Below are 25,351 nucleotides of genomic sequence, written 5' to 3'. Positions count from 1 at the left end.
TCACCAATCATGAGATAAATTACCGATTAATAACCCATTGATGCTGTAATACAGTCCATTCATACGGAACGGTCGACCGGCAATTCCGGATGCGCACGACATCACCGCCATTCATGATACATACCGCATGACACTTTGGTGGAAACGCCTGTGCGACTTCTGTGTACAGCCTGCCACAACCGTTCGTCTCTGTATTTTTCTCTCCGGATGCAAAGGAAGCCCCATGTCACACGCCCGCACCCAGGCCCATCAGCTCCAGGTCGACTCCACTCTCTATGACTTCATCAACCAGGAGGTGCTGCCGCCGGTCGGCATCGCACAGGACACTTTCTGGAAGGGATTCAGCGATCTGGTGATGGATCTGGCCCCCCGGAATGCCGCCCTGCTGGCCGAACGCGACCGACTGCAGACGGCGCTCGACCAATGGCACAGCGCCCATCCCGGCCCCATCACCGACCTGCCGGCCTACCGCGCCTTTCTGGAAGGACTGGGCTATCTGGTGCCGGTGCCTGCCGATGCGCAGATCACCACGACCGGGGTCGATGACGAGCTGGCCGTACAGGCGGGTCCGCAGCTGGTGGTGCCGATCCTGAATGCCCGGTATGCCCTCAATGCCGCCAACGCGCGCTGGGGCAGCCTGTACGACGCGCTCTACGGCACGGACGCCATCCCCGAGACCGATGGAGCCAGCAAGGGCAAGGGCTACAACCCCGCCCGCGGCGCCAGGGTCATTGCCTTCGCCCGCGACTTTCTGGACCAGGCCGTGCCGCTGGCCGGGGCCTCCCACCGCGACGCGACGGTGTACTTCGTGCAGGACGGCCAGCTGGCCGTGAACGTGAAGGGCGGACAGATCGTCGCCCTGCAGGATCCGGCCCAGTTCAAGGGCTACCAGGGAGACGTGCGCGCGCCCGACAGCATCCTGCTGACCCACAACGGCCTGCACATCGACATCCGTGTCGACCGCTCCACCCCCATCGGCCAGTCCGATCTGGCCGGGGTGAGCGACGTGGTGGTCGAGGCAGCGCTCTCCACCATTCTGGATCTGGAGGATTCCGTGGCTGCGGTCGACGCCGAGGACAAGCTCCTGGGCTACCGCAACTGGCTCGGCATCCTGCGCGGCACACTGACCGAGACCTTCGACAAGGGCGGCCAGAGCATGACCCGCGGTCTCCACGCCGACCGGCTCTACACGGCCCCGGACGGTCAGGGCGAGGTGCGGCTGCATGGCCGCTCGCTGATGTTCGTGCGCAACGTGGGCCATCTGATGACCAATCCTGCCATTCTGTGGGGTGCGGAAGGCCGCGAGATTCCCGAAGGCATCATGGATGCGGTCATCACCACGACCATTGCCCTGCATGACCTGCAGGGGCTGGGTGCCGATGGCATCCGCAATTCGCGCAAGGGCTCGGTCTACATCGTCAAGCCCAAGATGCACGGCCCGGCCGAAGTCGGCTTTGCCAACGACCTGTTCGGCCGCGTGGAGCAGCTGCTCGGACTCGCACAGAACACCGTCAAGCTCGGCATCATGGACGAGGAGCGCCGCACCAGCATCAACCTGCAGGCCTGCATCGCCGCGGCCCGTGGGCGGGTGGCCTTCATCAACACCGGCTTCCTGGACCGTACCGGCGACGAGATCCACAGCGGCATGCGCGCCGGCGCCATGATCCGCAAGGGCGACATGAAGTCCAGTGCCTGGATTCAGGCCTATGAACGCAACAACGTGCTGGTGGGCCTGACCTGCGGCCTGCGCGGCAAGGCCCAGATCGGCAAGGGCATGTGGGCCATGCCCGACCTCATGAAGGCCATGCTCGAACAGAAGATCGCCCATCCCCGCGCTGGCGCCAACACGGCCTGGGTGCCGAGCCCCACGGCCGCCACCCTGCACGCGCTGCACTACCACCAGGTGAACGTGGCCGACGTGCAGCGCCAGCTCGAACAGACCGACGCGGCTGCCGAACGCGACGCCCTGCTCACAGGACTGCTCACCGTGCCGGTGGCTGCACGCACCGACTGGAGCGACGCCGAGAAGCAGCAGGAACTCGACAACAACTGCCAGGGCATCCTCGGCTACGTGGTGCGCTGGGTCGAGCAGGGCGTGGGCTGCTCCAAGGTGCCCGACATCCACAACGTGGGACTCATGGAAGACCGCGCCACCCTGCGCATCTCCAGCCAGCACATGGCCAACTGGCTGCTGCATGGCGTGGTGACCCCCGAGCAGGTGCGTGCGACCTTCGAACGCATGGCTGCCCTGGTGGACGAGCAGAATGCAGGCGATCCGGCCTACCGCCCCATGGCAGGCCATGCCGACACGAGCTTCGGCTATCGCGCGGCGCTCGACCTGGTCTTCAAGGGCGTCGAGCAGCCGAGCGGCTACACCGAGCCGCTCCTGCACGCCTGGCGCCAGAAGGCCAAGGCCGCTGCAGCCGCTGCCTGATTTCGGTGGGCATGGACCGTGCCCTGCGTCCGGCAGGCACGGCCGCCACCGACTCCGGCCCCCCAACACACCCCCATGGCTGGACATGCCCGGCCGTGGGGGTGTGCTGCATCCGGCCCCTCGTGCCGTCAGGGGCAGGTGGTGCAGGCAGCCCTGCGGCTTCAGCGAAGCTTCATCGGGCAATGCGACAATGGGCGCCGAAGTCTTTCCGCCGACTTGCCTGTCCCACGGCATGGCCCCGGGGGAAGGACATTCCGCCCCTTTTTCCGGAGATTGCGCATGAATACCCCTCTTCCGTCCCGGGCTGCCCGCTTTGGCACGCCCCTGATTCTTCTGCACTGGCTGACGGTGCTGCTCATCATCGCGGTATATGCCCTGATGGAATTCAGCGACATCTTTCCCAAGGGCAGTGCAGAGCGCACCGCCATGAAGTCCTGGCACTTCACGGTCGGGATGACGATCTTTGCCGTGACCTGGCTGCGCCTGCTGGCCCGCCTGGCGTCTCCCACCCCCGCCATCGAGCCGCCGCTGCCGCGCTGGCAGAGCGTGCTCAGCCATGCGGTCGAAGGCCTGCTGTACCTGCTGATGATCGGTCTGCCGCTGTCCGGCTGGCTGACGGTGAGCTACAACGGCGGCCACGTGTGGTTCTGGGGAGTCGATCTGCCCTCGCTGGCTTCGGCGGTCAACAAGGATACTTCTCACAGCATCAAGGAAGTGCACGAAGCCGTGGCCAACCTGGGCTATGCCCTCATTGGCCTGCATGCCGTGGCGGCTCTGTACCACCACTACATGCGCCACGACAACACGCTGCTGCGCATGAGCCTCAAGGGCTGATTTCGCGCCGCTGACCGTGGCGGGGATGGCGGATGTCGGGGTGCAGCCTGTTCCCACTCGGCAGCGCGTCCGGTGGAGGTGGAGGCCTTCTCCCGCCCATTTACCCGTCTGCCCTGCATGTCTGCGGGACACTGTCCAAGCAAAGGGGCCGCATCTGCGGCCCCTTTGCTCTTTGCGGTGCGACGGCACGAATGCATGCGCCGATGCGCGGCAGTCGCGCCGTCAGCAGCGGGAATGGATCACATGCGCGCGTCGGGCACGGCGGCGGTGCGCTTTTCCCAGCGGCCCTTGCAGGCCACACAGTGCTGGGTCTGCGGTTCGAGCTTGAGGCGGGCGTAGGGAATCTCGCAGCCGCATTCGTCGCAGTAGCCGTAGGTTCCATTCTTCATGCGTTCGAGGGCGGCGTCGATGCGCGCCAGATCGACCGAGCCCATGTCGCTGGCCACCAGATCGACCTCGCGGTCGGAGGCGCGGTGCGAAAGGTCATCGCTGTCCTGCAGCAGAATCTCGCGGGCGTGGTCGGAGCGGCTCTGGCCTTCCTGCACCTCCTGCAGACGGGCTTCGATGGTGGCCTTGCGGGCTTCGAGCAGGGTCTTGAGTTCGGTCAGCTGCGCGGCGGTGAGGTGTTTGCTCATGGAAATACTCCGTAGTCGTTGGCGGCGGGGCAGAAGACGTGCTCCTGCCCTGTCCGCGTGGGATGCTTCACTGGACAGTGTAACGACGATTGCCACAGCCCACGGCGGCGCCCCTGCCGAAGATGACCTGCATCAGCCCCCGGCAGAATCGCCACCCGCTTCAGGCGGTGATGATGCCGCCGCCGAGACAGACCTCGCCGTCGTAGAGCACGGCACTCTGCCCTGGTGTGACGGCCCACTGCGACTCGGCAAAGTCGAGCTGCAGGGTGCCGTCGGCCCGCAGCGACGGCGTGCAGGGCGCATCGGCCTGCCGATAGCGGGTCTTGGCGGTGAAGCCGGCAGACGAGGTGGCGGCCATGGGCGGATGCCCCGCGCACCAGCTCAGCTGGTCGGCCTGCAGGGTCTGCGACAGCAGCCACGGATGGTCGTGCCCCTGCACGGCGTAGAGGGTGTTGGTGGCCATGTCCTTGCGGGCCACGAACCAGGGGGCATGGTCGCCGCCGCCACGCGGAGCGCCCTTGTCGCGGATGCCGCCGATGCCCAGTCCCTGCCGCTGGCCGAGGGTGTAGAAGGACAGCCCCATGTGCCGCCCGATGGTGCGCCCCTTCTCGTCCTTGATCGGGCCCGGCTTGCTTGCGAGATAGCGATTGAGAAACTCGCGGAACGGCCGCTCGCCGATGAAGCAGATCCCGGTGGAATCCTTCTTGCGGGCATTGGGCAGGCCGATCTCGGCGGCGATGCGGCGCACCTCGGTCTTGAGCAGCTCCCCCACGGGAAACAGGGCCCGGCGCAGCTGGGCCTGGGTCAGGCGGTGCAGGAAATAGCTCTGGTCCTTGGCGGGATCGACGCCCTTGAGCAGCTCCACCTGGCCGTCTTCGGCCCGCGTGCGCACACGGGCATAGTGGCCGGTGGCGATGCGGTCGGCCCCGAGGCGCATGGCATGGTCGAGAAAGGCCTTGAACTTGATCTCGGCGTTGCACAGCACGTCCGGATTGGGGGTGCGGCCCGCCTGGTACTCGCGCAGGAATTCGGCAAAGACACGGTCGCGGTACTCGGCCGCGAAGTTGACGTGCTCGATCTCGATGCCCAGCACATCCGCCACGGCAGCGGCATCGACGAAATCCACATTGGAGGAACAGTACTCGCTGTCGTCGTCATCCTCCCAGTTCTTCATGAAGATGCCGACCACTTCGTGGCCCTGTTGCTTGAGCAGGTAGGCCGTGACGGCGGAATCGACTCCACCCGAGAGGCCCACCACGATACGCTGTTTGGTCATGGGCGCCATTATCGCAGTTGCCCCCATGGGTCCTGCAGGCCCGGCGCAGGGCGGGCCCCGATGCCGCTGGCAGCGCTGCACTGTCTCGCTTTACCCTCAGACAAGCCCCTGTTGACGGAATACCTATAGGGCAAAGTCGACAAAGCGTGTCGGACACGCGACAATAGTCCACTCAGTTTTCTCACATGAACTCCCGATGGGCTGAAATTTTTTCAGCTCGCTTCCAGTGGCCTGGCTCCCCAGTCCCCGGAGCCCACGGGTCGAGACACCCCCATTGCCCTTCCTCTCCCTGCCTGCGTCCTGCGCATCCCCCTGTGGAAACCGGATGCATGCCCTGTCATGCACCCGGCGCTGTCAGCCCGGGCGCGTGCCCCGGAAGGCCCGGGGTGTCGCCGCTTCCCCTTTCGCCAGTTCGACCGTTCCGACATGACCTCCGTTGCCATTCCCTCTCCTGTCCAATCCGCCGTGTCCGAAGCCACGGCCATTGCCGATCGCCTGCGCGCCATGGCCCTGCAGTCGGGTCTCAAGCTGCTGACGGTCGCCGGCAAGACCGTGCTCCCGGTTGTCCAGGGCGGCATGGGCGTGGGCATTTCCGCTGGCGGCCTGGCCGGCACGGTGGCCCGCATGGGCGCCATGGGCACCATCTCGTCCATCGACCTGCGCCGTCTCCATCCCGACCTGATGGAAGAAACCGCCCCACACGAAAAGGCCCGCGACACCGGCCCCGCCAAGGCGATCATCGAGGCTGCCAACTACGAAGCCCTGCGCCGCGAGATCGCGCGGGCCCGCCAGCTCTCCGAAGGCCTGGGCATGGTGGCCGTCAACATCATGAAGGCCCTGAGTGCCTATGCCGGCTACGTCCGCGCCTCGCTCGAAGCCGGGGTGGACGCCCTGGTGGTGGGCGCGGGCCTGCCGCTGGATCTGCCCGAGCTGGCCAAGGACTTCCCCAAGACAGCGCTCATCCCCATCCTGTCGGACGCACGGGGCGTGCAGCTGATCGTCAAGAAGTGGGAAAAGCGCGGCCGCCTGCCCGATGCCATCGTGATCGAGCATCCCCGCCTCGCCGGGGGCCACCTGGGCGCCTCGCGGGTCTCGGACCTGAACCATGAGCGCTTCGAGTTCCAGAACGTTCTGCCGGCCGTGCGCGAATTCTTCAAGAGCGCCGGCTACGAACGCCACATTCCGCTGATCGCGGCAGGCGGCATCGAGAGCCATGAAGACCTGCAGCGCATGCAGGATCTGGGGGCCGATGCCGTGCAGATGGGCACCGCCTTTGCCGTGACGCGCGAGAGCGACGCCGACGCCGAATTCAAGAGCGTGCTGGCCAACGCCAAGCCCGAGGACATCGTCGAATTCGTGAGCGTGGCGGGGCTCCCCGCACGCGCCGTGCGCACTCCGTGGCTCGACAAGTACCTGCGCATCGAACCCAAGCTCCAGGCCGTGGCCCACGAAAAACGCTGCAACATGGCCTTCGACTGCCTGGCCCACTGCGGCCTGCGCGACGGCAAGTCCGACATGGGACAGTTCTGCATCGACAAGCAGCTGGGCCATGCCGTCAAGGGCGAGGTGCAGAAGGGCCTGTTCTTCCGCGGTGCGGGCCGCCTGCCCTTCGGCAACCAGATCCGCAGCGTCCAGGAACTCATGGAGTGGATGCTCGCAGGCAAGCGCCCCGTGGGCGTCTGACCCCGATCTCTCCCCTCCCCGCACAGGCCACTTGATCGTGCCTGGCGCGGCCCCCAAGGCGCACGGGCGCATGTCCGGCGCCTTGTTTTTTGGCTGGACCGAGCGGGCTGCATGTGCCCCATACCGCAAAACGACTTTCTGTCAACGCGGGGGCCGATGCCTGCATGGATCCTGTGGTTTTTTGTCCGCCCCCAAAAAGCGGCCATTCGGCGGCAAGCCAGACGGGGCGCGGCATTCAGCGGATGCCCGGGTTCGACCTGAAAATTTCGGGCGACTCAGCGATCCCGGAACCGCTAAACTGGCGCCCTGATCTGACGGTTTGCGATCCCGCTGCACGGACTCTCCGGCCCTCCTGAGGCGGAAGCACCGTGCCTCTGCAGGGCATGCAGCCGTTGCGCCGTCCCCTGGCGACCGCGCCAGCCATTCACCCGATTTTTCCCTTATTCCGATGTACCCCGACATGGACACTGCTGCACGCACTCCCGAGAATTCCCCCGCCCTGCCCGCCCAGCACATCAGCCTGGACGTCCTGCACGAAAAATACTGCAAGGAGGGCGAATCCACGGCCGAGGACATTTACCGCCGCGTGGCCCGTGCGCTCGCCGGGGCCGAGAAAGCAGAGCTGCGCCCCGAGTGGGAAGCCCGCTTCCTCGACAACCTGCGCGCCGGCGCGATCGGGGCAGGCCGCATCATGAGCGCGGCCGGCACCGCCATCCAGGCCACCCTCATCAACTGCTTCGTGCAGCCCGTGGGCGACTGCATCCAGGGCGTGGATGCCGAAGGCTATCCCGGCATCTACGAGGCGCTGCGCGAGGCGGCCGAGACCATGCGCCGCGGCGGCGGCGTGGGCTATGACTTCAGCCGCATCCGTCCCAAGGGAGCCGAGGTCAAGGGCACGCACTCTATCGCCAGCGGCCCGTGCAGCTACATCAACGTCTTCGACCAGAGCTGCTCCACGGTCGAGTCCGCCGGCGCCCGCCGGGGTGCCCAGATGGGCGTGCTGCGCATCGATCACCCGGACGTGCTCGACTTCATCACGGCCAAGCGCACCCCCGGACGCTGGAACAACTTCAACGTGTCTGTCGGCGTGAGCGATGCCTTCATGCAGGCCGTCACCGACGACGCCGACTGGGAACTGGTGCACAAGGCCCGCCCCGGCCAGAAGGTGCTCGACGACGGCGGCTACCTGCGTGACGACGGCAAGTGGGTCTACCGCAAGGTGCCCGCCCGCGAACTGTGGGACACCATCATGACCTCGGCCTACGACTTTGCCGAGCCGGGCATCCTGTTCCTCGACCAGATCAACCGCGACAACAATCTCTCGTACTGCGAGACCATTGCGGCGACCAATCCTTGCGGCGAGCAGCCCCTGCCGAGCTACGGCTGCTGCGACCTGGGCCCCATCATCCTGCCGCGTTTCGTGCGGCATGCGTTCCATGTGGGCGGGACGGCGGAATTCGATTTCGAGGCCTTCGAGCGCAGTGTGGCCGTGCAGGTGCGCGCACTCGACAACGTGCTCGACGTGACGTTCTGGCCGCTGGAACAGCAGCGCGCAGAAAGCGCCTCCAAGCGCCGCATCGGCGTGGGCTTCACCGGGCTGGGCAATACGCTGTCCATGCTGGGACTGCGCTACGACCGCGAGGAAGGCCGCGCCATGGCTGCGCTCATTGCCGAGCGCATGCGCAATGCCGCCTACCGCGCGTCGGTGGATCTGGCCCGCGAGAAGGGACCGTTCCCCAAGTTCGACGCCAAGGACTACCTGGGCAGCGAAAGCTTTGCCAGCCGTCTGCCCGAGGACATCCAGGCCGACATCCGCAAGTACGGCCTGCGCAACAGCCATCTGCTGTCGATCGCCCCGACGGGCACCGTGAGCCTGGCGTTTGCCGACAATGCCTCCAACGGCATCGAGCCGGCCTTCTCCTGGACCTACACACGCAGGAAGCGCGAAAGCGACGGCAGCAAGAGCGAGTACACGGTCGAGGACCACGCCTACCGCCTCTACCATGCCCTCAAGGGAGCGGATGCGCCCCTGCCCGAGAGCTTCGTGTCGGCGCTGGAGATGAGCGCGGCCGACCACGTGGCCATGATGCAGGCCGTGCAGCCGTATATCGACACCTCCATTTCCAAGACGGTCAACATTCCGGCCGACTACCCCTACGACGACTTCAAGGACCTGTACCACCACGCCTGGCGCGCGGGGCTCAAGGGACTGGCCACCTACCGTCCGAACAACATTCTCGGGGCCGTGCTCGAAGCCACTCCTGCGCCCAAGGCCGAGGAAGCGGCCCGTCCGGAGGCAGTGGCGGCCATTGCGGCCCATGCGCCGATCGACCCGATGCGCGTGGTCATCGAGAGCCGGCCCAAGGGCGCGCTCAATGCCGTGGCCGAGAAGATCGAATACTGGACGCAGGAAGGCAAGAAGCGCCTGTACCTGATCGTGAGCTTCATGCCGATCGAGACCGAGGACGGCCGCACGGTGGAGCGCGCGATCGAGTTCTTCATGCCGGTGGGCCAGAGCAGCGAATCGCAGCAGTGGATCACCTCCACCATGCGGGCCCTGTCGCTGGCCGCCCGTGGCGGCTTCCTGGACCGCTCGCTGTCGGACCTGCGCAAGGTGGCATGGGACCGCGGCCCGGTGCGCCTGGGCACCTACCAGAAGGCCGACGGCACGCTGGTGCCGCGCTGGCACGATTCGGAGGTGGCGGCGATTGCCTACGCAATCCAGAACCTGATCGCCGAGCGCAGCCAGATGGAGCTCCCACTGCAGAACCTGGACGCCCCCTCGCCCAATCACACGCCCACCATGACCGAGCAGATGGCCCTGCCGGTGATGGCCGGCAAGAAGTGCCCTGAATGCGGTGCGCACGCCATGATCCGCAAGGACGGCTGCGACTACTGCACGCAGTGTGGCTTCGTGGGCAGCTGCGGCTGATCCACCCCCTGCCCGGCCGGTCACCCCTTGCGGGGTGGCACGGCACGCACGCCATGGCATCCCTGCGCAGGGAGCCATGGCATGACATGACGCCCACGGCCTTCCCCTGCGGAAGGCCGTGGCGCATGAGGCGCCACAGGCTGCAGGCTGCAGCCGCAGGGGTGCCGGCTCCGCTGCGCCGGGTCGCTCGCCTCAGCCGGTATTGCGCAGACCGGAGGCGATGCCGTTGATGGTGAGATGGATGCCGCGCGCCACGCGCTCGTCGGTCTCGCCCGCACGGTGTCGCAGCAGCAGCTCGACCTGGAGATGGTTGAGTGCGTCGAGATACGGGGCACGCAGCCGCAGCGATTCGCGCAGGAGAGGATCTGCGGCAAGCAGCTCGTCCTGCTCCAGGATCTGCAGCAGGAAGTGGCGGGTGCGCGTCCATTCGGCGCGGATGCACTCGAAGATGCGCGTGCGCAGGGCTGCATCGTCCACCAGCTCGGCATAGCGCGAGGCCATGGCGAGGTCGGACTTGGCAAGCACCATGTCCATGCTGGAGAGCAGCCCGCGAAAGAAGGGCCAGGTGCGCGCCATGTGTCGGAGGATGTCGAGCCCGTCGGGCACCTCGGCCAGATAGCCCTGTACCGCTGCCCCGAATCCATACCAGCCTGGCAGCATGAGACGACACTGCGTCCAGCTGAACACCCAGGGAATGGCGCGCAGGTCCTCGATGCGTGCCGAGGCGGTGCGCGAAGCTGGCCGGCTGCCGATGTTGAGAGCCGCGATCTCGGCCACGACCGTGGACTGCCGGAAGTAGACCTCGAAGCCCGGCGTGTCGTACACCAAACCGCGATAGGCCGCAAAGGCCAGTGCAGAGAGCCGTTCCATGACGGGATGAAAGACCTCGACCGGCGTGACACGGTTCTCGGCATCGGTCAGGCTGGCCTCCAGCGTGGCTGCAAGCAGCACTTCGAGGTTGCGACGCCCGGTGTCAGGATTGCCGTATTTGGCCGAGATGGTTTCGCCCTGTTCGGTGAGGCGGATCTGCCCATCGACCGCTCCCGGGGGCTGCGCCAGGATGGCATGGTAGGCGGGGCCCCCTCCCCTGCCCACCGAACCGCCCCGGCCATGGAACAGCCGCAGCCGCACTCCCCGTGCCTGGAACACGCGCGTCAGGGCCTGCTCGGCCTGGTACAGCTCCCAGCCCGAGGTGAGGAATCCGCCGTCCTTGTTGCTGTCGGAGTAGCCGAGCATGACTTCCTGCCCGTCGTGTCGACTCGCCAGCAGGGCGCGATAGGCCGGCAGATCCAGCAGCGCCTCCATGATGCCGGCGCTGCGGCGCAGGTCGTCGATGGTCTCGAACAGCGGAATGATGTCCATGCCGAGCCGGGGCGTGTTGCCGGGCAGCAGCAGGCCCGCCTCCTTGAGCAGCAGCGCCACTTCGAGCACATCGGAGACGGCGTCGGTCTTGGAGATGATGCAGTGTGGCAGGGCCGCGTGTCCATGGCGTTCGCGCAGTTCGCGGGCCGCCAGAAAGATGGCCAGCTCTCCGCGCGTCTCCTCCCCATAGGGCAGCCAGGGAGCGTGGAGCGGACGCGGACTGGTGATTTCCTCCACCAGCAGGGCCACACGGGCGTCCTCGTCAAGGCGGGCGTAGTCGGCACAACGCCCCGCGCGCGCCAGCAGCTCGGCCACGGTGCGGGCGTGCACGTCGGCGTTCTGCCGCAGATCGAGCGAGGCGAGATGGAAGCCAAAGACCTGCACGGCCCGGATCAGGCGCCGCAGCCGTCCGTCTGCCAGACGGGCACTGCCATGGGTGCGCAGCGAATCGGCCAGCACTTCCAGCTCGGCGCGCAGGTCTTCTGGGCAGGCATAGGGCTGCACCGCCAGGGCTGTAGGGACACTGCCCGATGCCGCCGCCGATGCGGCGCCCTGCTCCAGCGTCTGCACCGTGGCCTCCAGGCGTGCGTGGATGCCGGCGAGTGCGCGGCGATAGGGTTCGTCGGCCCGCTGGGGCGAATGGTCGGGGGAAGCGTTGGCGAGCGCACGCAGGGCGGGCGAGATGCCGACCAGCCGGTCGGACAGGGAGAGCTCCTCGCCCAGGGCATGCACCTCGTCGAGGTAGTGGGTGCAGGCCGCGGCGGACTGCAGATGCAGGGCTTCGCGCAGAATGCCGGCATCGACGTGGGGGTTGCCGTCCCGGTCGCCCCCGATCCAGCTGCCGATGCGCAAGAACGGCGGCAAGGTCCATGCGCCGTCTGGATAGTGGATGGCGAGCAGCCGTGCGGTTTCGGCATACAGATGCGGCAGCTCGGTAAAGAAGGTCTGGCCGAACCAGGCGATGCCGTTGTGGATTTCGTCGATCACCCGCAGCCGTGCCGGCCGCAGCATGCGCGACTGCCACAGCGTCAGCACGGTGTCGTACAGGGCCACATCGTGCTCCGCCTGCTCTTCGGGGGTCAGGGCCTGGCGGTCGCGTGCATCGAGCAGCCGGGCAATGGCCCGGTGGTTGCGCATGAGGCTCTGGCGCCGCACCTCGGTGGGGTGGGCCGTGAGCACGGGCACGATGAGGGCACGTGCAAAGAAGTCAGCGACCGCTGCCCGGGACACTCCGGCCGCCACGAGCGTGTCGAGCGCATGGGCGAGACTCCCCGCGCGGGGAGGGGACGCCGCCATGCCATGGGCCCGGCGGCGGCGTATATGGTGGGCATCCTCCGCGATGTTGGCCAGCTGCAGGAAGAAGCTGAAGGCACGCACCACGGTCTGGGTGGTATCAGGCCCCAGGGGATCGAGCAGGGCCGAGAGCGCATCACGGGTGGCCGGATCGCCATGGCGGGCAAAGTGCACGGCGGTCTGCCGCACATGCTCCACGAGCGCAAACACGGCATCGCCCTCCTGCTCGCGCACGGTGTCGCCCAGCACCCGCCCCAGCAGGCGGATGTCGTGTCGCAGGGGGTCATTCTTGCGTGCCGCCTCGGGAGTGGGGCAAGGAAAATCATCGGTCAGGGACGAAGACATGGAACGGCCTTTCGGATGGCAAACATGCAAATGGACACACGGACAGCACAGGGCCCGCCGGGTGGCGCGCAACCTCCCGACGGGCCCGGAACCCGGCCGCTTCTGGCCCGCGAGGGGGCCAGTCGCTGCACCGGCATGGTGGATCAGTGGAAATGCACCTCGTCATGCCCCTCCACCGGGGCTTCGAGCCGCGCTCCCAGGGTGCGTGCAGCCACGGTCACGAGGGTGATGATGCCCACGAAGACCGCCAGCCACATCAGCCCCTGCGGATTGATGGCCGCCTGCGCAGTCTTGGCCACGGCAGCAGCTGCCGCCGCCACGGGCCTGACATAGCTCGGCACGATGCCAGGGAACACGTAGGCCCACAGCAGATGCATGCCACCGACGATGGCGGCCATGAAGATGGAGTGCTTGAAGGTGAAGCGGAAGATTTCCGACTCGCGCCCGACCATGCCGGTGGAGCCGGTGGCTACCGAGATCGACTGCGGGGAAATCATCTTGCCGCACACGCCACCGCAGGTGTTGGCCGACATGGTGATGACGGGATCGATGCCGAGCTTGTCGGCGGTGACCGCCTGCAGCTTGCCGAACAGCGCGTTGGTGGAGGTATCCGAGCCGGTCATGAACACGCCGAGCCAGCCGAGCAGCGCGGCAAAGAAGGGGAAGGCCGCCCCGGTGTGGGCGATGGCATGACCGAGCGTGATGGCCATGCCCGAGAAGTTCATGATGTAGGCAAAGCCCAGGATGGTGGCGATGGTCACGATGGGCCAGGCCAGCGTGCGCAGCGTGTCGCGTGCCACCCCGGCAGCGGTTCGGAGCGAGGCCCCCATGACGGCGATCGAGAAGAACCAGGCAAACAGGATGGCGGTACCGGCGGCGCTGAGCACGTTGAGCTTGAACACGGCAGGCTTGGCCTTGCCGGCCTGGTCGATGACCATCTTGTCGAGCCCCGCGATGGGCAGCGAGAAATCGAACACCTGCTTGGTGATCTGGTCGAGCGCCTGGCTGACGGGCTTGATGCCCCAGGCACAGACGAACAGCGACAGGATGATGAAGGGTGCCCAGGCACGGAAGATCTGTCCACCCGTGTAACGCAGCTGCTCCTTGCCCTGGCGGCGCGGTTCGTCGGCAAAGTGCCAGCTCTCCTTCGGGTGCCAGAAGTGCAGGAACACCACGGTGCAGACGATGGAGGCGATGGAGGCAATCAGGTCGGGCAGCAGCGGTGCGGTCAGCGGCGAATTGGCCGAGAAATACTGCGCCACGGCAAACGAGCCTCCGCTCACGAGGCAGGCTGGCCACACTTCGAGTCCCTTCTTCCAGCCCGCCATCAGCACCACCAGATACATGGGCACGCACAGGCTCAGGAAGGGCAGCGTGCGCCCCACCATCTGGCTCAGGGCCAGGTCGGGAATACCGGCCACCTGACCTCCCACCACGATGGGAATGCCGATGGCTCCCCAGGCCACGGGGGCCGTGTTGGCGAACAGGCACAGGCTCGCAGCATAGAGGGGATTGAAGCCCAGCCCCGCCAGCATGGCCGACGTGATGGCCACGGGCGTGCCGAAACCGGCCGCTCCCTCGATGAAGGCCCCGAAGGAGAAGGCGATCAGCAGCGCCTGCAGGCGGCGGTCGTCGGTGATGGAGGCGAGCGAATTCTTGATGACCTCGAACTGCCCGGTCTTGACCGACATGTTGTAGATGAAGAGTGCCGTGATGACGATCCAGCACACCGGGAACAGCCCGAAGGCTCCGCCATACAGCGTGGACAGCGCCGCATACTGCACCGGCATGCCGTACACAGTGAGCGCAATGAGCAGTGCCAGCGCCGTGCCGCCCAGGGCCGCGTAGTGCCCCTTCATGCGGCGGATGGCCAGCGCCCAGAACAGAAAGACGATCGGCACCGCGGCCACGAGGGCCGAGAGGCCAATGTGGCCGAGCGGGTCGACATTCATTTGCCAGGTCATGGAATGGTCCTTATGAGAAAAGCGGTCCACGGTCAGGGGGTCGACGCAGCGTGTCTGTCGGCATGCGCCCCGGTCCGGGACATGGCCTGCGCCCTCGGGCGGCAGGCGGAGTGGGGTCTGGTGATGGACCGACTCCCGGGAATAAGCTCCTCCGGGGCCGGCCTTCTGGGTTGTCTCCTTGTCCTCCTCAGCAGGGCATGGCGTCCTCCTTGCGTGTGCACGCTTCGAGCAGGTAGGCCACCGAGCGGTAGGGCCTGCCGGTCTCGGCCGTGAGGCCGATCTCGCAGGTGCGGTTGGTGGAGACGCCGCAGGCACAGGCCGCAGGCAGGGCCTCGTGCACATGGCGCAGCGCGTGGTGATTGAGCTCGGGCACCGCAAAGCCGCGGTCGCCCCCGAAGCCGCAGCAGGTCACACCGGCCGGCTCGATGACCTCCTCGACGCAGGCCTGCACCAGGGCGCGCAGCCTGGCTTCGCTGCCGGCACGGCGCACGCTGCAGTTGAGATGCAGGGCCACGGGGCCGGGCTGGCGGGTGACCATGAGGCGCGGCAGCAGCGCATCGTGCGCGAACTCGTGAAAGTCGTACACCGGCAGCCGCCCGGCCAGATGCTGCTGCATGCGCACCGTGCAGGCACTCGCGTCCATGACGATCGGGATGCGTCCGCCGTCCGATGCCGTGTGCAGAGCCTCTTCGAGCCGCTGCGCCATGGTTTCGGCCTCCTCGGCCAGCCCCTTGCTGGCCAGCATCTGTCCGCAGCACAGGCGCTCCACCCCCTCCGGCACGATGGGGTGATAGCCCGCGCGGCGCAGCAGGGTGTCGATCACGTCGGCCTGCTGGGCGTCCTGCCCCGTCGGCCCGAAGATGCGTGTGCCACAGGTGGGGAAGTACACCACCGGATCCCCCGCCCCGCCGCGCTGCAGCGGAGCCCGCCCGGGATGGGGCATGCCGGATTTCCAGCGCCCGGCACTCAGGCGCGACATTGCGGCATCTCCCACCACTGCCGATACGGCATGCCCCGCACGCAGCCCCGTGCGGGCCACGCCAGCCAGCACCCCGATGTGCTCCCCGGCCCAGACCGTGGCAGTCCGAGCCACCCCTTCGAGCCGCTGGCCGCGCAGGCGCCGGGTGAGCGCGCCCGTGTCGATCCCCACCGGACAGGCCGTGGCACAGAGCCCGCAGGCGGCACAGGTATCAAGTCCCATGTAGGGATAGTCGTCCCCCAGGCTGCCAGCCGGCTCGCCGGCATCCGCACGCCGGGCCAGCTCACGCACGCTGGTGATGCGCTGGCGGGGACTCAGGGTGAGTCGGAACGAGGGGCACAGCGGCTCGCAGAATCCGCACTCGATGCAGCGATCGACCAGGTCATCGGCTGCCGGCATGGGCTTGAGGTGCTGCAGATGGGCCTGCGGATCGTCGTTGAGGATCACGCCGGGATTGAGCAGCCCGGCCGGATCGCACAGGGCCTTGATGCGTCGCATCAGCCCCATGGCTGCAGCTCCCCACTCCAGCTCCACAAAGGGGGCCATGTTGCGGCCCGTGCCGTGTTCGGCCTTGAGCGAGCCGTCGTAGGTGTGCACCACCATGTTGCACAGCGCATCCATGAACCGGGCGTAGCGGTCGATCTCGGCCGGATCGCCAAAATCCTGCGTGATCACGAAGTGCAGATTGCCCTCCAGCGCGTGGCCGAAGATGATGGCCTCGTGGTAGCCGTGGTGGCGCAGCAGCGCCTGCAGTTCGAGCGTGGCATCGGCGAGCCGCGGCAGCGGAAAGGCCACATCCTCGATCAGCACCGTGGTGCCCGTGCGGCGCATGGCCCCCACGGCCGGGAAAGTGCCCTTGCGCACCTTCCAGTAGGTCTCGCACAGCGAGGCATCGGTCGAAAAGGCCACAGGCTCCACCGTGGGCACGCCCACGAGGGCCTGCTCCACGGCGTCGATGTACTCGGCGAGCCGTGCGGCATCGCCCGCCCGCACTTCGATCAGCAGCGCCGCCGCCTCCTCGCCCAGCGCCCGCAGACCGGCTGGCAGACCCGGCTTGTTCTCGACCGAATGCAGGGCTGGCCGGTCGAGCAGCTCCACGGCCGATACCGGCTGGCTCTTGAGCCGCACCACCGCCTCGCAGGCCGTGCGGATGTCCGGAAAGAACACCAGCGCCGACGCCTTGCAGGGATCTTCCACCACCGTGCGGTAGCTGATGCGCGACAGAAAGCCCAGCGTTCCCTCGGAGCCGATCATCAGGTGCGCCAGAATGTCCACGGGGTCCTCGAAATCCACCAGCGCATTGAGGCTGTAGCCCGTGGTGTTCTTGATGCGGAACTTGCGCCGGATGCGCTCGGCAAGCGCCACGTCGGCCTGCGTCTCGCGCGCCAGCGCCGCAAGCCCGTCGAGCAGCGCCGCATGCGACTGCCGGAAGGCCGTCACGCTCGCTGCGTCCTCGGTATCGAGCACCGTGCCGTCGGCCAGCATGAGGCGCAGTCCTGCGAGCGTGCGGTAGCTGTTCTGGGCGGTGCCGCAGCACATGCCAGACGCATTGTTGGCGGCGATGCCCCCGATGCGGGCCGCCCCGATCGAAGCCGGATCGGGCCCGATCTTGCGCCCGTGCGGCGCCAGGCGCCGGTTGACCTCGCCACCGACCATGCACGGCCCCAGCCGCACCACCCCGGCATCCGGGCTGAGCGCATAGGTGGCAAACCCTTCGCCCACGAGCGCCAGAATGCCGTCCGTCACGGCCTGTCCCGACAGGCTGGTGCCCGCCGCCCGGAATGTCACGGGGGTCGTGTGTGCCTGTGCGATGCGCAGCACCTCGCGCACCTGCGCCTCGTCCTGGAGCACCACCACCACGGACGGAATCAGGCGGTAGAAACTCGCGTCGGTGCCATAGGCCAGACGACGCAGATCGTCGGTGATGACCTGCCCGTCCGGCAGGGCCGCCTGCAGGGCGGAAATCAGAGGAGTCATGAGCACACACCCTCCCGGAATTCAGCTCCGGGACAAGAAATCAGTGAATGAAAAAACCGATGCATCCGTCACACCGTGGCGACATGAAGACGCCGGGCATCCAGCGCAGCGGCTGCCAGCCCGACAGCCACCCGACGGGAGAGCCCATTCGCACAGAAGCGGCATCTGGCATACAGGAACGCAAGGAAGCAGCGATGCAGACACGGGAGCAAACACACTGCCCGGTGCCTCAGCTCAGCGCAGCGCGTCACCTCCCCGACGATCCCGTGGGGTTGCTGTGGGAATTCAGGCTCGCGTTCTTGCCCTTCTCCGTCGGCTGCTGCCCAGTCGCCTCACGGGCCTGCAGCAGATCGCGCAGACGGCGTGGTGCAGGCACGATCGGCTCCCGCGCACGCGTCCAGCCCCCCTGCCGGCGCGGGGTGAGCGCACGCAGGCGGCTGGTCAGCCAAGACACCGCGCGGTACGCCCGCGGCGAGCCATACACCCGCGCCCACCAGCGCCAGATCGCAGCCTCCCACGCGCTGTAGCCTGCCCCCTGCCCGCGCAGCGCCGGATGCGGATGCGGAGCCGAAAACTGCTCCTCACGCAGCCGGATCAGCAGCTCGGGAATGGGAATGCGCACCGGGCACACCTCCCCGCAGGCTCCGCACAGCGACGAGGCCGTGGTCAGCCCCCCGGCTGCCTCCATGCCCAGCAGATGCGGCGACACGATCTTGCCGATGGGCCCCGGATAGGTCGTGCCATAGGCATGGCCGCCGATGCGGGCATAGACGGGGCAGTGGTTCATGCAGGCACCGCAGCGGATGCACTGCAGCGTGGCCCGCAGCTGCTCATCGGCGTAGGCCTGCGTGCGTCCGTTGTCCAGCAGCACGAGGTGCACCTCGGTCGGCCCGTCCTTTTCGCCCGCGCGACGCGGACCGGAGATCATGTTGAAATACGTCGAGATGTTCTGCCCCGTGGCCGAACGGGTGAGCAGCGTGTAGAGCGGCGGCACATGGTCGAGCCGCTCCACCACCTTCTCGATGCCCGTCACGGCAATGTGCACCGGTGGAACCGTGGTGCACATGCGGCCGTTGCCCTCGTTCTCCACCAGACACAGCGTGCCGGTCTCGGCCACCGCGAAGTTCACCCCCGACAGCCCGATGTCCGCCTCCTGGAACTTCTGCCGCAGCACGCGCCGCCCGATCTGGATGAGCGCGTCCACACTGTCGGTGTAGTCCACCCCCGGAATCCGCTCGGCAAACAGCCGGGCAATCTCCTCGCGCGTCTTGTGAATGGCGGGCATGATGATGTGCGACGGCTTCTCGCCAGCGAGCTGCACGATGTACTCGCCCATGTCCGACTCCAGCGCATCCACGCCAGCGGCCTGCGCCGCATGGTTGAGCTCGATCTCCTCGCTCACCATCGACTTGCCCTTGACCATGTGCCGCGCTCCGTGCGTCCGGCAGATGTCCAGAATGATGCCCGTCGCTTCCTGCGGCGTGGAAGCCCAGTGCACCCGCACCCCATTGCGCGTGAGCGTCTCCTCCAGCTGCACCAGCAGATCGGGCAGCCGGGCCAGGTTGTACTGGCGAATGCGCTCGCCCAATACCCGCAGACTCTCCAGCTCCTCCGCATCGGGAAACTGGGCCGCGCGCTTGGCCATCAGAAAATCCATCGCCCCCCGGAAGCTCTCGCGCAGCTGCGGATGGGCCACCACGGCCCCCGCCCGCTTGCGAAACCCTGCTGCGGGATGAAACTCCAGCACCTGCTCGGTCGTCGTCGTGCGTGCCGTCATGCGCCTGCTCCTTCCGTTTCTGTGTCTGCGGCACACACCAGCACCACCAGCTCGCGCGGGCCATGCGCGCCGTAGGCCAGCGTCTGCTGAATGTCCGCCGTCTTGGACGGCCCCGACACCAGCAGCGCATTCGTCGGCAGCCCATGCGCCCAGCCATCGGCCCCCATCGCCTCGTAGAAGGTGTCATACACGCGGGCGGCATCCACCAGCACCACATGCACCGGCGGCACCAGCGACATCAGCCGCGGCTCCCGCGCATCGGGCCAGAGCACCAGCGTGCCAGTCTCGGCAATGGCCGCCCGCGCCGCCGTCAGGGCCGCCGGCACCTCGTGAAACAGCCGCTCCTTCCAGTGCTCGATCGCCTGCCCGTAGCCCGGGCACATCACTCCGCGCGCCGCCAGCGCCTCGGCCGCACGCGCACCATGGGCGGTATCGCGCCCTACCAGCAGCGTCGTCAGCGCCCGCGCCTGCAGCACCTCCGCCAGCCGGTCCACCCAGTTCTCCGGCGTGACGCGATGCACCTCGGCATGGGCCAGCTCCAGCCCCGCGCACAGACGCTCCACCCGCTCGGCCATCGGCGTGACCGGACGATGCGCCGCATACCATGCGGCCACCTCGGGCGCGGACACCGGCGCAGCCGGACGATGTGCCCGCAGCCGACCCAGAATCTGCTCTCTCGCGTTCATGCGCCCTCCCCGCCCTGCGTCGTGCCCTGCCCGGCCGTGCGCCGCAGCAGAAAACTGGCCATGTGCTCACCCGGCAGGCTCGCACTCCGGCGCCCCTCCTGGCGATCCTTCCAGGCCGCGTGTCCCAGAATGTTCATCAGGCAGCCGCAGTCCGCACTCACCACCTCCGATGCGCCCGTCGCCTGCAGGGCACGCACCTTGTCCTCCACCATCGCCACCGAAATCTCCGGCTGCTTCACCGAAAACGTCCCCCCGAAGCCGCAGCACTCCGACTCGTGATCCTGCTGCGCCACCGTCACCCCCGCCAGCGCCCCCAGCAGCGCCCGCCCCGTGCGGTGCACCCCCATCTCGCGCCGCGCCGAACAGGAGGTATGCAGCACCACCGTGCAGGGCTCGCCCCCATCCTGCGGCTGCCAGCCCATCACCTCCACCAGGAACTGCGTGAGCTCATACACGCGCGGCGCCAGCGCCTCGGCCTGCGCCCGCTCCTCCGGGCAGTCGGCAAACAGGCGCACATAGTGGTGCCGCATCATGCCGGCACATGACCCCGAGGGCACGATCACCGGCCACGGCTCGGGAAACAGCGCCAGCGTGCCCGCCGCCACGCGCCGTGCCGCATCGGGCTGGCCGCTCGTGTAGGCCGGCTGGCCACAGCAGGTCTGATCCTCGGGGAAATGCACGCGCAGCCCCAGCCGCTCCAGCAGCGTGATGGCATCGAGCCCCGCCTGAGGGAAAAACTGGTCCACCACACAGGTGGCAAACAGGTACACGTCCTGCGGCCGGGACGGCACGGCAATTTCAGCAACGGATGACATGGTAAATTGGTAAGACAAATGATCCGATGCGCGAATGTAGGGGAATCACTCCATGCCGTCAAATCAGGGAAATCCCGCAATTCGATCGGTATCCCGCCACATGGCCTCCCTCAGACAGCTGTCTTGCACTCTGCGCGGAGGCTGTTCAGCCACCAGACATGCGGCATTGGTAAAATGAATGGTCTTACCAATCAATTTGGTCTTACCAATGTCCAGCAAGCTGCAGATCCCCCGCATTTCCGACGCCATCGCCTCCACGCTGGAGCAGCGCATCCTCGAAGGCTCCCTGCGCCCCGGGGATCGCCTGCCGCCCGAACGCGAACTCGCCGTCGAACTGGGCGTCTCCCGCCCCAGCCTGCGCGAAGCCATCCAGAAACTCGCCTCCAAGGGCATGGTGCGCAGCCGTCAGGGCGGCGGCACCTACATCACCGGCGCCCTCGAAGCCAGCTTCTTCGACCCCTGGCAGGCCATGATGGGCAAGCACCCCCAGCTGCGCGAAGACCTGCTCGAATTCCGCCGCATGCTCGAAGGCCAGGCCGCCGAACTCGCCGCCCAGCGCGCCACCGAGGCCGACCTGCAGCGCCTGGAACAGGCCTTCCACACCCTCGATGCAGCCAACGACAGCACCGACGACGCTGCCCCTGCGCCATCGGCCACCTCGTCTGCGGCCGAATCCCCCACCGCCGGCGACACCCCCCGTGCCGATGCCGACATCGCCTTCCACCAGGCCGTGGGAGACGCCGCGCACAACGTGCTCATCGGCCACCTCTTCGGCGCCCTGCTGCGCCTGCTGCACGACCACATCCGGCTCAACCTCGACGAACTCGAACGCGTCCCCGCCGCCCGCAGCCGCATCCGCGAACAGCACGCCGCCATCTACCACGCCATCCGCGACCGCCAGCCCGCCGCAGCCCGCGCCGCCGCCGAAACCCACATCGACTACGTGCGCGAAACCCTGCACCAGACCCTGCGCACCGTAGCCCGCCGAGAAACCGCCGCCCGCCGCCTCGAATCCGTGCTGGGGCAGGAGCGGGGGTAAAAGCTGGCTTGCCACCACCAAACTTGTACGCCCGGCGCATCGTGGGCTGGCGGGTCAGCCGCAGCATGCAGGCAGACTTTGTGCTCGACGCCCTGGAGCAGGCCCTGTACGACCGCCAGCCCGCAGCGCATGCCTTGACGCACCACTCCGATAGGGGCAGTCCATACGTTTCTATCCGCTACACCAGAACGTCTGGACGAGGCCGACATACGCCCCTCGGTGGGCAGCAAGGGGGGACTCCTATGACAACGCCCTGGCCGAGACCATCAACGGTCTGTACAAGGCCGAGGTGATCCACCGCCGTGGCCCATGGAAGACCAAGCAGGCCGTCGAGCTGGCCACGCTGGAATGGGTCTCTGGTTCAACCACCATCGGTTGATGGGGCCACTTGGTAATGTCCCGCCCGCAGAGTTCGAGGCAAACTACCATCAACAACGCGCTGGTCAGACCGCGACCGTCTGACTTAAACCAACTGGCCTCTGCGAAACCCGGGGCGCTTCACCTCCTGACAATGAATGCAACGTCGATGAACCTTCAACCCTATAACAGCCGACTTGAGAAGTTCTTTAACGAAGTCGCCGTCATCCAGCACTATCAGCGACTCTCCGCGAACGTTGCGAAGCAGATGATCGCGAGCTTGCAGGCTCGCGACCGAGACTTGGCTGGCCTAGCCTCGGAGGCTCGCAAGTTGCTTGGCAGCAGCCACGAACTGTTCTTTTTTCAGAATCCATACACGGGACACATCTTCCCCCCTACTCGCACGCAAGGCTGACGCCTAAAGAGACGGTCAGGCTCGTCTACCTTCACAAGAACAAGCAGTACCAATGGCTGCTCGTCGAGGCCTACGAGCTGTTTGAGGACTTCGTGGTGTCACTCTATGAGCTCGTCAGAGGGGACCACACGCACTTTCGCCTGAGCAAGGATGCTGACGCGGTGATGCCCCCGTCCGAGCTCAAAAAGAAAGTGCCTCTGATCATCGACATGCTTCGGAAAAAGCTACCTGAGCTCGCGAAGGTTGAAGTCGAAAACCAGATCAGCATCAATCTCCGGCTTCACACCCGCATGGCTGAGAAGTTTCGGCACGTCATCGTTCACAAGAACGGAAAGACTGACAATTCAGAAACGATGATCGAGGACGTTCTCAAGTGGGCCAATTTGGCGGGCGATAAGGCCCGGGAGCCCGCGGCCAGGGCCCAGATCGCCAGCTATGTCGGTGGCGGCGACGTGGCCGGCGTGATCGTTTTGGTCGAACAGCCAATCTTCCAAGCTGGCGGGCTCTCCATGGACATCAACAGGCACGAGAATCTGGTAAATGCGCTGATGGCCCACGCCCTTGTCATGTCGCAAAGCCTGGTCAACTATCTTGACAAGGCGAGCCCAAGGTGAAGCGCAGCATGCGAGGTCTGGCGCGTGTTCGACACGTAGCCGCGCACGTCGCCATCTCCATCGCCGTGCCAGCGGCGGGCGACTAGGGCGTGTTCACATTAGCCAGATGAATGCGCATGCGAGTTGCAGAAAGGCATTGAAGCGTGTGGCGAATTTGTCGTAGCGAGTTGCCAGTTGGCGGAGTTGCTTGAAACGTTCCCCTACCCCAGCACCTTGCGCAGATGGGCTGGGGGGATGCGCAGGGCTTCGCGGTATTTGGCTACGGTGCGGCGGGCGCACTGGACGCCGCGTTCCTGGAGGAGTTCGCAGAGGCGGTTGTCGCTGAGGGGCTTGGCGGGGGGTTCGTCGGCGATGAGTTTCCCGATCATGGCGCGCACGGCGGTGCTGCTGGTGGTGCTGCCGTCTTCGCTGGCGAGGCCCGAGGCGAAAAAGTACTTGAGCTCGAAGGTGCCCCAGGGGGTGCTCATGTATTTGGCGCTGGTGACGCGGCTGACGGTGGATTCGTGCAGGCCGAGTTCGTCGGCGATTTCGCGCAGGACGAGGGGTTCCATGGCCAGCACGCCCTGCTCGAAGAAGCGGTGCTGGCGCTCGACGATGGCGGTGCTCACGCGCAGGATGGTGTCGAAGCGCTGCTGGATGCTCTTGACCATCCAGCGGGCTTCCTGCAGGCGCTGCTGCAGGGCCTGGATGCCTTCGCCCTTGTGGTGGCGCAGGGCGCTGGCGTACATCTCCTGCACGCGCACGCGGGGCATGACGGCGGGGTTGAGCTGCACGCTCCAGGGGCGGCTGGCGGCGTCGCGGCCCTGGTTGGCGCGCACGAGCACGTCGGGGATGACGATGTTGCGCTCGGTCTGGGCAAAGGCGCGGCCGGGCTTGGGTTCGAGGGTGGCGATGAGCTGCATGGCGCTGCGCAGGTGCGCGGCCGAATAGGGCAGCAGCTTGCCGAGGCCGCGCACGTCGCGCCGGGCGAGGTAGTCGAGCGGCTGGCGGCAGACGTCGAGGGCGACTTCGCGCGCGAGCAGGCGGGGGGTGTCGGCGTCGGGGATGTCGAGGGCACGCAGCTGGAGCTGCAGGCATTCGGCCAGGTCGCGCGCGCCGACGCCGACGGGGTCGAGCGACTGAAGCAGGCGCAGGGCCATGGTGAGGTGGTGGAGGAGTTCGGCGTGCTCCTCGGCGTCGCGTTCGGGGTCGCCGGTGGGGTTGCGCTCCTGCAGGCTCTGGGCGAGTTCGCCGAGGGTGTCTTCGAGGTAGCCGTCGTCGTCGAGGGATTCGATGAGGAAGTACAGCGCGGCCTGTTCGCTGGTGTCGAGGCGCAGGGCCAGGGCCTGTCGGTGCAGGCAGTCCTGCAGGCTTTCGTGGCAGCCGGCGCGCTCGATGGCGGAGGGCTCGTCCTCGTCGTCGTCATGGCTGCTGCCGGCGCTGCTCACGCGCAGACTGTCCCAGTCGTCGTCGCCGTCGCTGCTGCTGGAGAGGACTTCGTCGTCGCCCGAGGTGGCGGGGCTGTCGTCGCGGGTGGAGCCGGCGCTCCAGTCGTCGGTCTGGGCGTTGGCGAGGTCGGTGTGGTCGGGGGCGTCGCTGGAGAGGACTTCGCTGGTGTCGGGGGCGTCGGCGCCTTCGGGGTCGTCGTAGCCGCCTTCGGCTGTGGCGCCCATGCCGTCGTCACTGCCTGCCTCTGCGCTGGGGCCGGTGGTGGCATCGACATCGCCGGATGCGTGGCCAGCAGCGTCGGGCTCCGACTCGGAGGCTGCCGCGTCCTCGGCGCTGGTGTCCTGCTCCAGGAAGGGGTTGTCGGCCAGCATCTGGTCGATCTCCTGCTGCATGTCGAGCGTGGAGATCTGCAGCAGGCGGATGGACTGCTGGAGTTGCGGCGTGAGGGAGAGGTTCTGCGCGGTGCGCAGCTGCAGTCCTGCTTTCATGGCACGGAGGGCGGCTTC

General features: G+C 67.0%; 16 protein-coding genes and 1 pseudogene. 8 read left to right on the top strand and 9 right to left on the bottom strand.

The features are described 5' to 3' along the window. Nucleotides 1–223 precede the first annotated feature (223 nt). Nucleotides 224–2,434, top strand: a complete 2,211-nt coding sequence (locus ACP2WS_RS09090) for a malate synthase G (protein ID WP_426460492.1) — start codon at nucleotides 224–226, stop codon at nucleotides 2,432–2,434. A 279-nt stretch (nucleotides 2,435–2,713) separates the two neighbouring features. Then, nucleotides 2,714–3,268, top strand: a complete 555-nt coding sequence (locus tag ACP2WS_RS09085) for a cytochrome b (RefSeq protein WP_426460491.1) — start codon at nucleotides 2,714–2,716, stop codon at nucleotides 3,266–3,268. Nucleotides 3,269–3,507: 239 nt separating this feature from the next. Here the strand turns inward: ACP2WS_RS09085 and ACP2WS_RS09080 are convergent, their stop codons facing one another. Next, nucleotides 3,508–3,903, bottom strand: a complete 396-nt coding sequence (locus tag ACP2WS_RS09080; protein ID WP_426460490.1) for a TraR/DksA family transcriptional regulator — start codon at nucleotides 3,901–3,903, stop codon at nucleotides 3,508–3,510. A 160-nt stretch (nucleotides 3,904–4,063) separates the two neighbouring features. Continuing rightward, nucleotides 4,064–5,188 (bottom strand): tRNA 2-thiouridine(34) synthase MnmA, encoded by a 1,125-nt coding sequence (mnmA, locus tag ACP2WS_RS09075; protein WP_374491730.1) that lies wholly within the window; start codon nucleotides 5,186–5,188, stop codon nucleotides 4,064–4,066. A 417-nt stretch (nucleotides 5,189–5,605) separates the two neighbouring features. On the opposite strand from mnmA, the gene ACP2WS_RS09070 reads away from it, so the two are divergent. Next, nucleotides 5,606–6,862, top strand: coding sequence for an NAD(P)H-dependent flavin oxidoreductase (locus ACP2WS_RS09070; RefSeq protein ID WP_374491732.1), 1,257 nt, complete (start codon nucleotides 5,606–5,608; stop codon nucleotides 6,860–6,862). A 460-nt stretch (nucleotides 6,863–7,322) separates the two neighbouring features. Continuing rightward, nucleotides 7,323–9,794, top strand: coding sequence for an adenosylcobalamin-dependent ribonucleoside-diphosphate reductase (locus tag ACP2WS_RS09065; RefSeq protein WP_426460489.1), 2,472 nt, complete (start codon nucleotides 7,323–7,325; stop codon nucleotides 9,792–9,794). Nucleotides 9,795–9,986: 192 nt separating this feature from the next. On the opposite strand, the gene ppc is transcribed toward ACP2WS_RS09065, so the two are convergent. From ppc to ACP2WS_RS09035, 6 genes are all read right to left on the bottom strand, one after another. Continuing rightward, complete coding sequence (ppc, locus tag ACP2WS_RS09060) at nucleotides 9,987–12,794, bottom strand: phosphoenolpyruvate carboxylase (protein ID WP_426460488.1); 2,808 nt, start codon at nucleotides 12,792–12,794, stop codon at nucleotides 9,987–9,989. A 143-nt stretch (nucleotides 12,795–12,937) separates the two neighbouring features. Further along, on the bottom strand, nucleotides 12,938–14,758 hold the full coding sequence (locus ACP2WS_RS09055; protein ID WP_426460487.1) for an L-lactate permease: 1,821 nt from the start codon (nucleotides 14,756–14,758) through the stop codon (nucleotides 12,938–12,940). 187 nt (nucleotides 14,759–14,945) lie between these two features. Further along, nucleotides 14,946–17,714: an FAD-binding and (Fe-S)-binding domain-containing protein gene (locus ACP2WS_RS09050; protein ID WP_426460486.1), complete on the bottom strand. Its 2,769-nt coding sequence runs from the start codon at nucleotides 17,712–17,714 to the stop codon at nucleotides 14,946–14,948. 247 nt (nucleotides 17,715–17,961) lie between these two features. Then, nucleotides 17,962–19,491 (bottom strand): LutB/LldF family L-lactate oxidation iron-sulfur protein, encoded by a 1,530-nt coding sequence (locus ACP2WS_RS09045; RefSeq protein WP_426460485.1) that lies wholly within the window; start codon nucleotides 19,489–19,491, stop codon nucleotides 17,962–17,964. Further along, a complete protein-coding gene (locus tag ACP2WS_RS09040) occupies nucleotides 19,488–20,177 on the bottom strand; it encodes a LutC/YkgG family protein (protein ID WP_426460484.1) in 690 nt (229 codons plus the stop codon). Before ACP2WS_RS09040 ends, ACP2WS_RS09045 begins: the two co-directional genes overlap by 4 nt. Beyond that, nucleotides 20,174–20,992, bottom strand: coding sequence for a (Fe-S)-binding protein (locus ACP2WS_RS09035; RefSeq protein ID WP_426460483.1), 819 nt, complete (start codon nucleotides 20,990–20,992; stop codon nucleotides 20,174–20,176). Before ACP2WS_RS09035 ends, ACP2WS_RS09040 begins: the two co-directional genes overlap by 4 nt. 208 nt (nucleotides 20,993–21,200) lie before the next feature. On the opposite strand from ACP2WS_RS09035, the gene ACP2WS_RS09030 reads away from it, so the two are divergent. From ACP2WS_RS09030 to ACP2WS_RS09015, 4 genes and pseudogenes are all read left to right on the top strand, one after another. Beyond that, nucleotides 21,201–22,031 carry a GntR family transcriptional regulator gene (locus ACP2WS_RS09030; protein WP_426460482.1) on the top strand — a complete coding sequence of 277 codons (831 nt, stop codon included), beginning with the start codon at nucleotides 21,201–21,203 and terminating at the stop codon, nucleotides 22,029–22,031. 20 nt (nucleotides 22,032–22,051) lie between these two features. Further along, a pseudogene (locus ACP2WS_RS09025) lies at nucleotides 22,052–22,493 on the top strand (DDE-type integrase/transposase/recombinase); the annotation flags it as partial. Between the two features lie 64 nt (nucleotides 22,494–22,557). Next, nucleotides 22,558–22,803: a hypothetical protein gene (locus ACP2WS_RS09020; protein ID WP_426460481.1), complete on the top strand. Its 246-nt coding sequence runs from the start codon at nucleotides 22,558–22,560 to the stop codon at nucleotides 22,801–22,803. A 92-nt stretch (nucleotides 22,804–22,895) separates the two neighbouring features. Beyond that, nucleotides 22,896–23,417, top strand: coding sequence for a hypothetical protein (locus ACP2WS_RS09015; RefSeq protein WP_426460480.1), 522 nt, complete (start codon nucleotides 22,896–22,898; stop codon nucleotides 23,415–23,417). Between the two features lie 200 nt (nucleotides 23,418–23,617). Here ACP2WS_RS09015 and rpoN read toward each other — a convergent pair whose 3' ends face one another. Further along, nucleotides 23,618–25,333: an RNA polymerase factor sigma-54 gene (rpoN, locus tag ACP2WS_RS09010; RefSeq protein ID WP_374491755.1), complete on the bottom strand. Its 1,716-nt coding sequence runs from the start codon at nucleotides 25,331–25,333 to the stop codon at nucleotides 23,618–23,620. Between the last annotated feature and the right edge of the window lie 18 nt (nucleotides 25,334–25,351).

It is taken from the genome of Brachymonas moutaii (nom. illeg.) (assembly GCF_049977365.1).
In the GTDB taxonomy this organism is placed as follows: Bacteria; Pseudomonadota; Gammaproteobacteria; order Burkholderiales; family Burkholderiaceae_C; genus Brachymonas.
The sequence above is the reverse complement of the archived record's forward strand: the minus strand, read 5'-3'. Positions and strand labels throughout refer to the sequence as shown.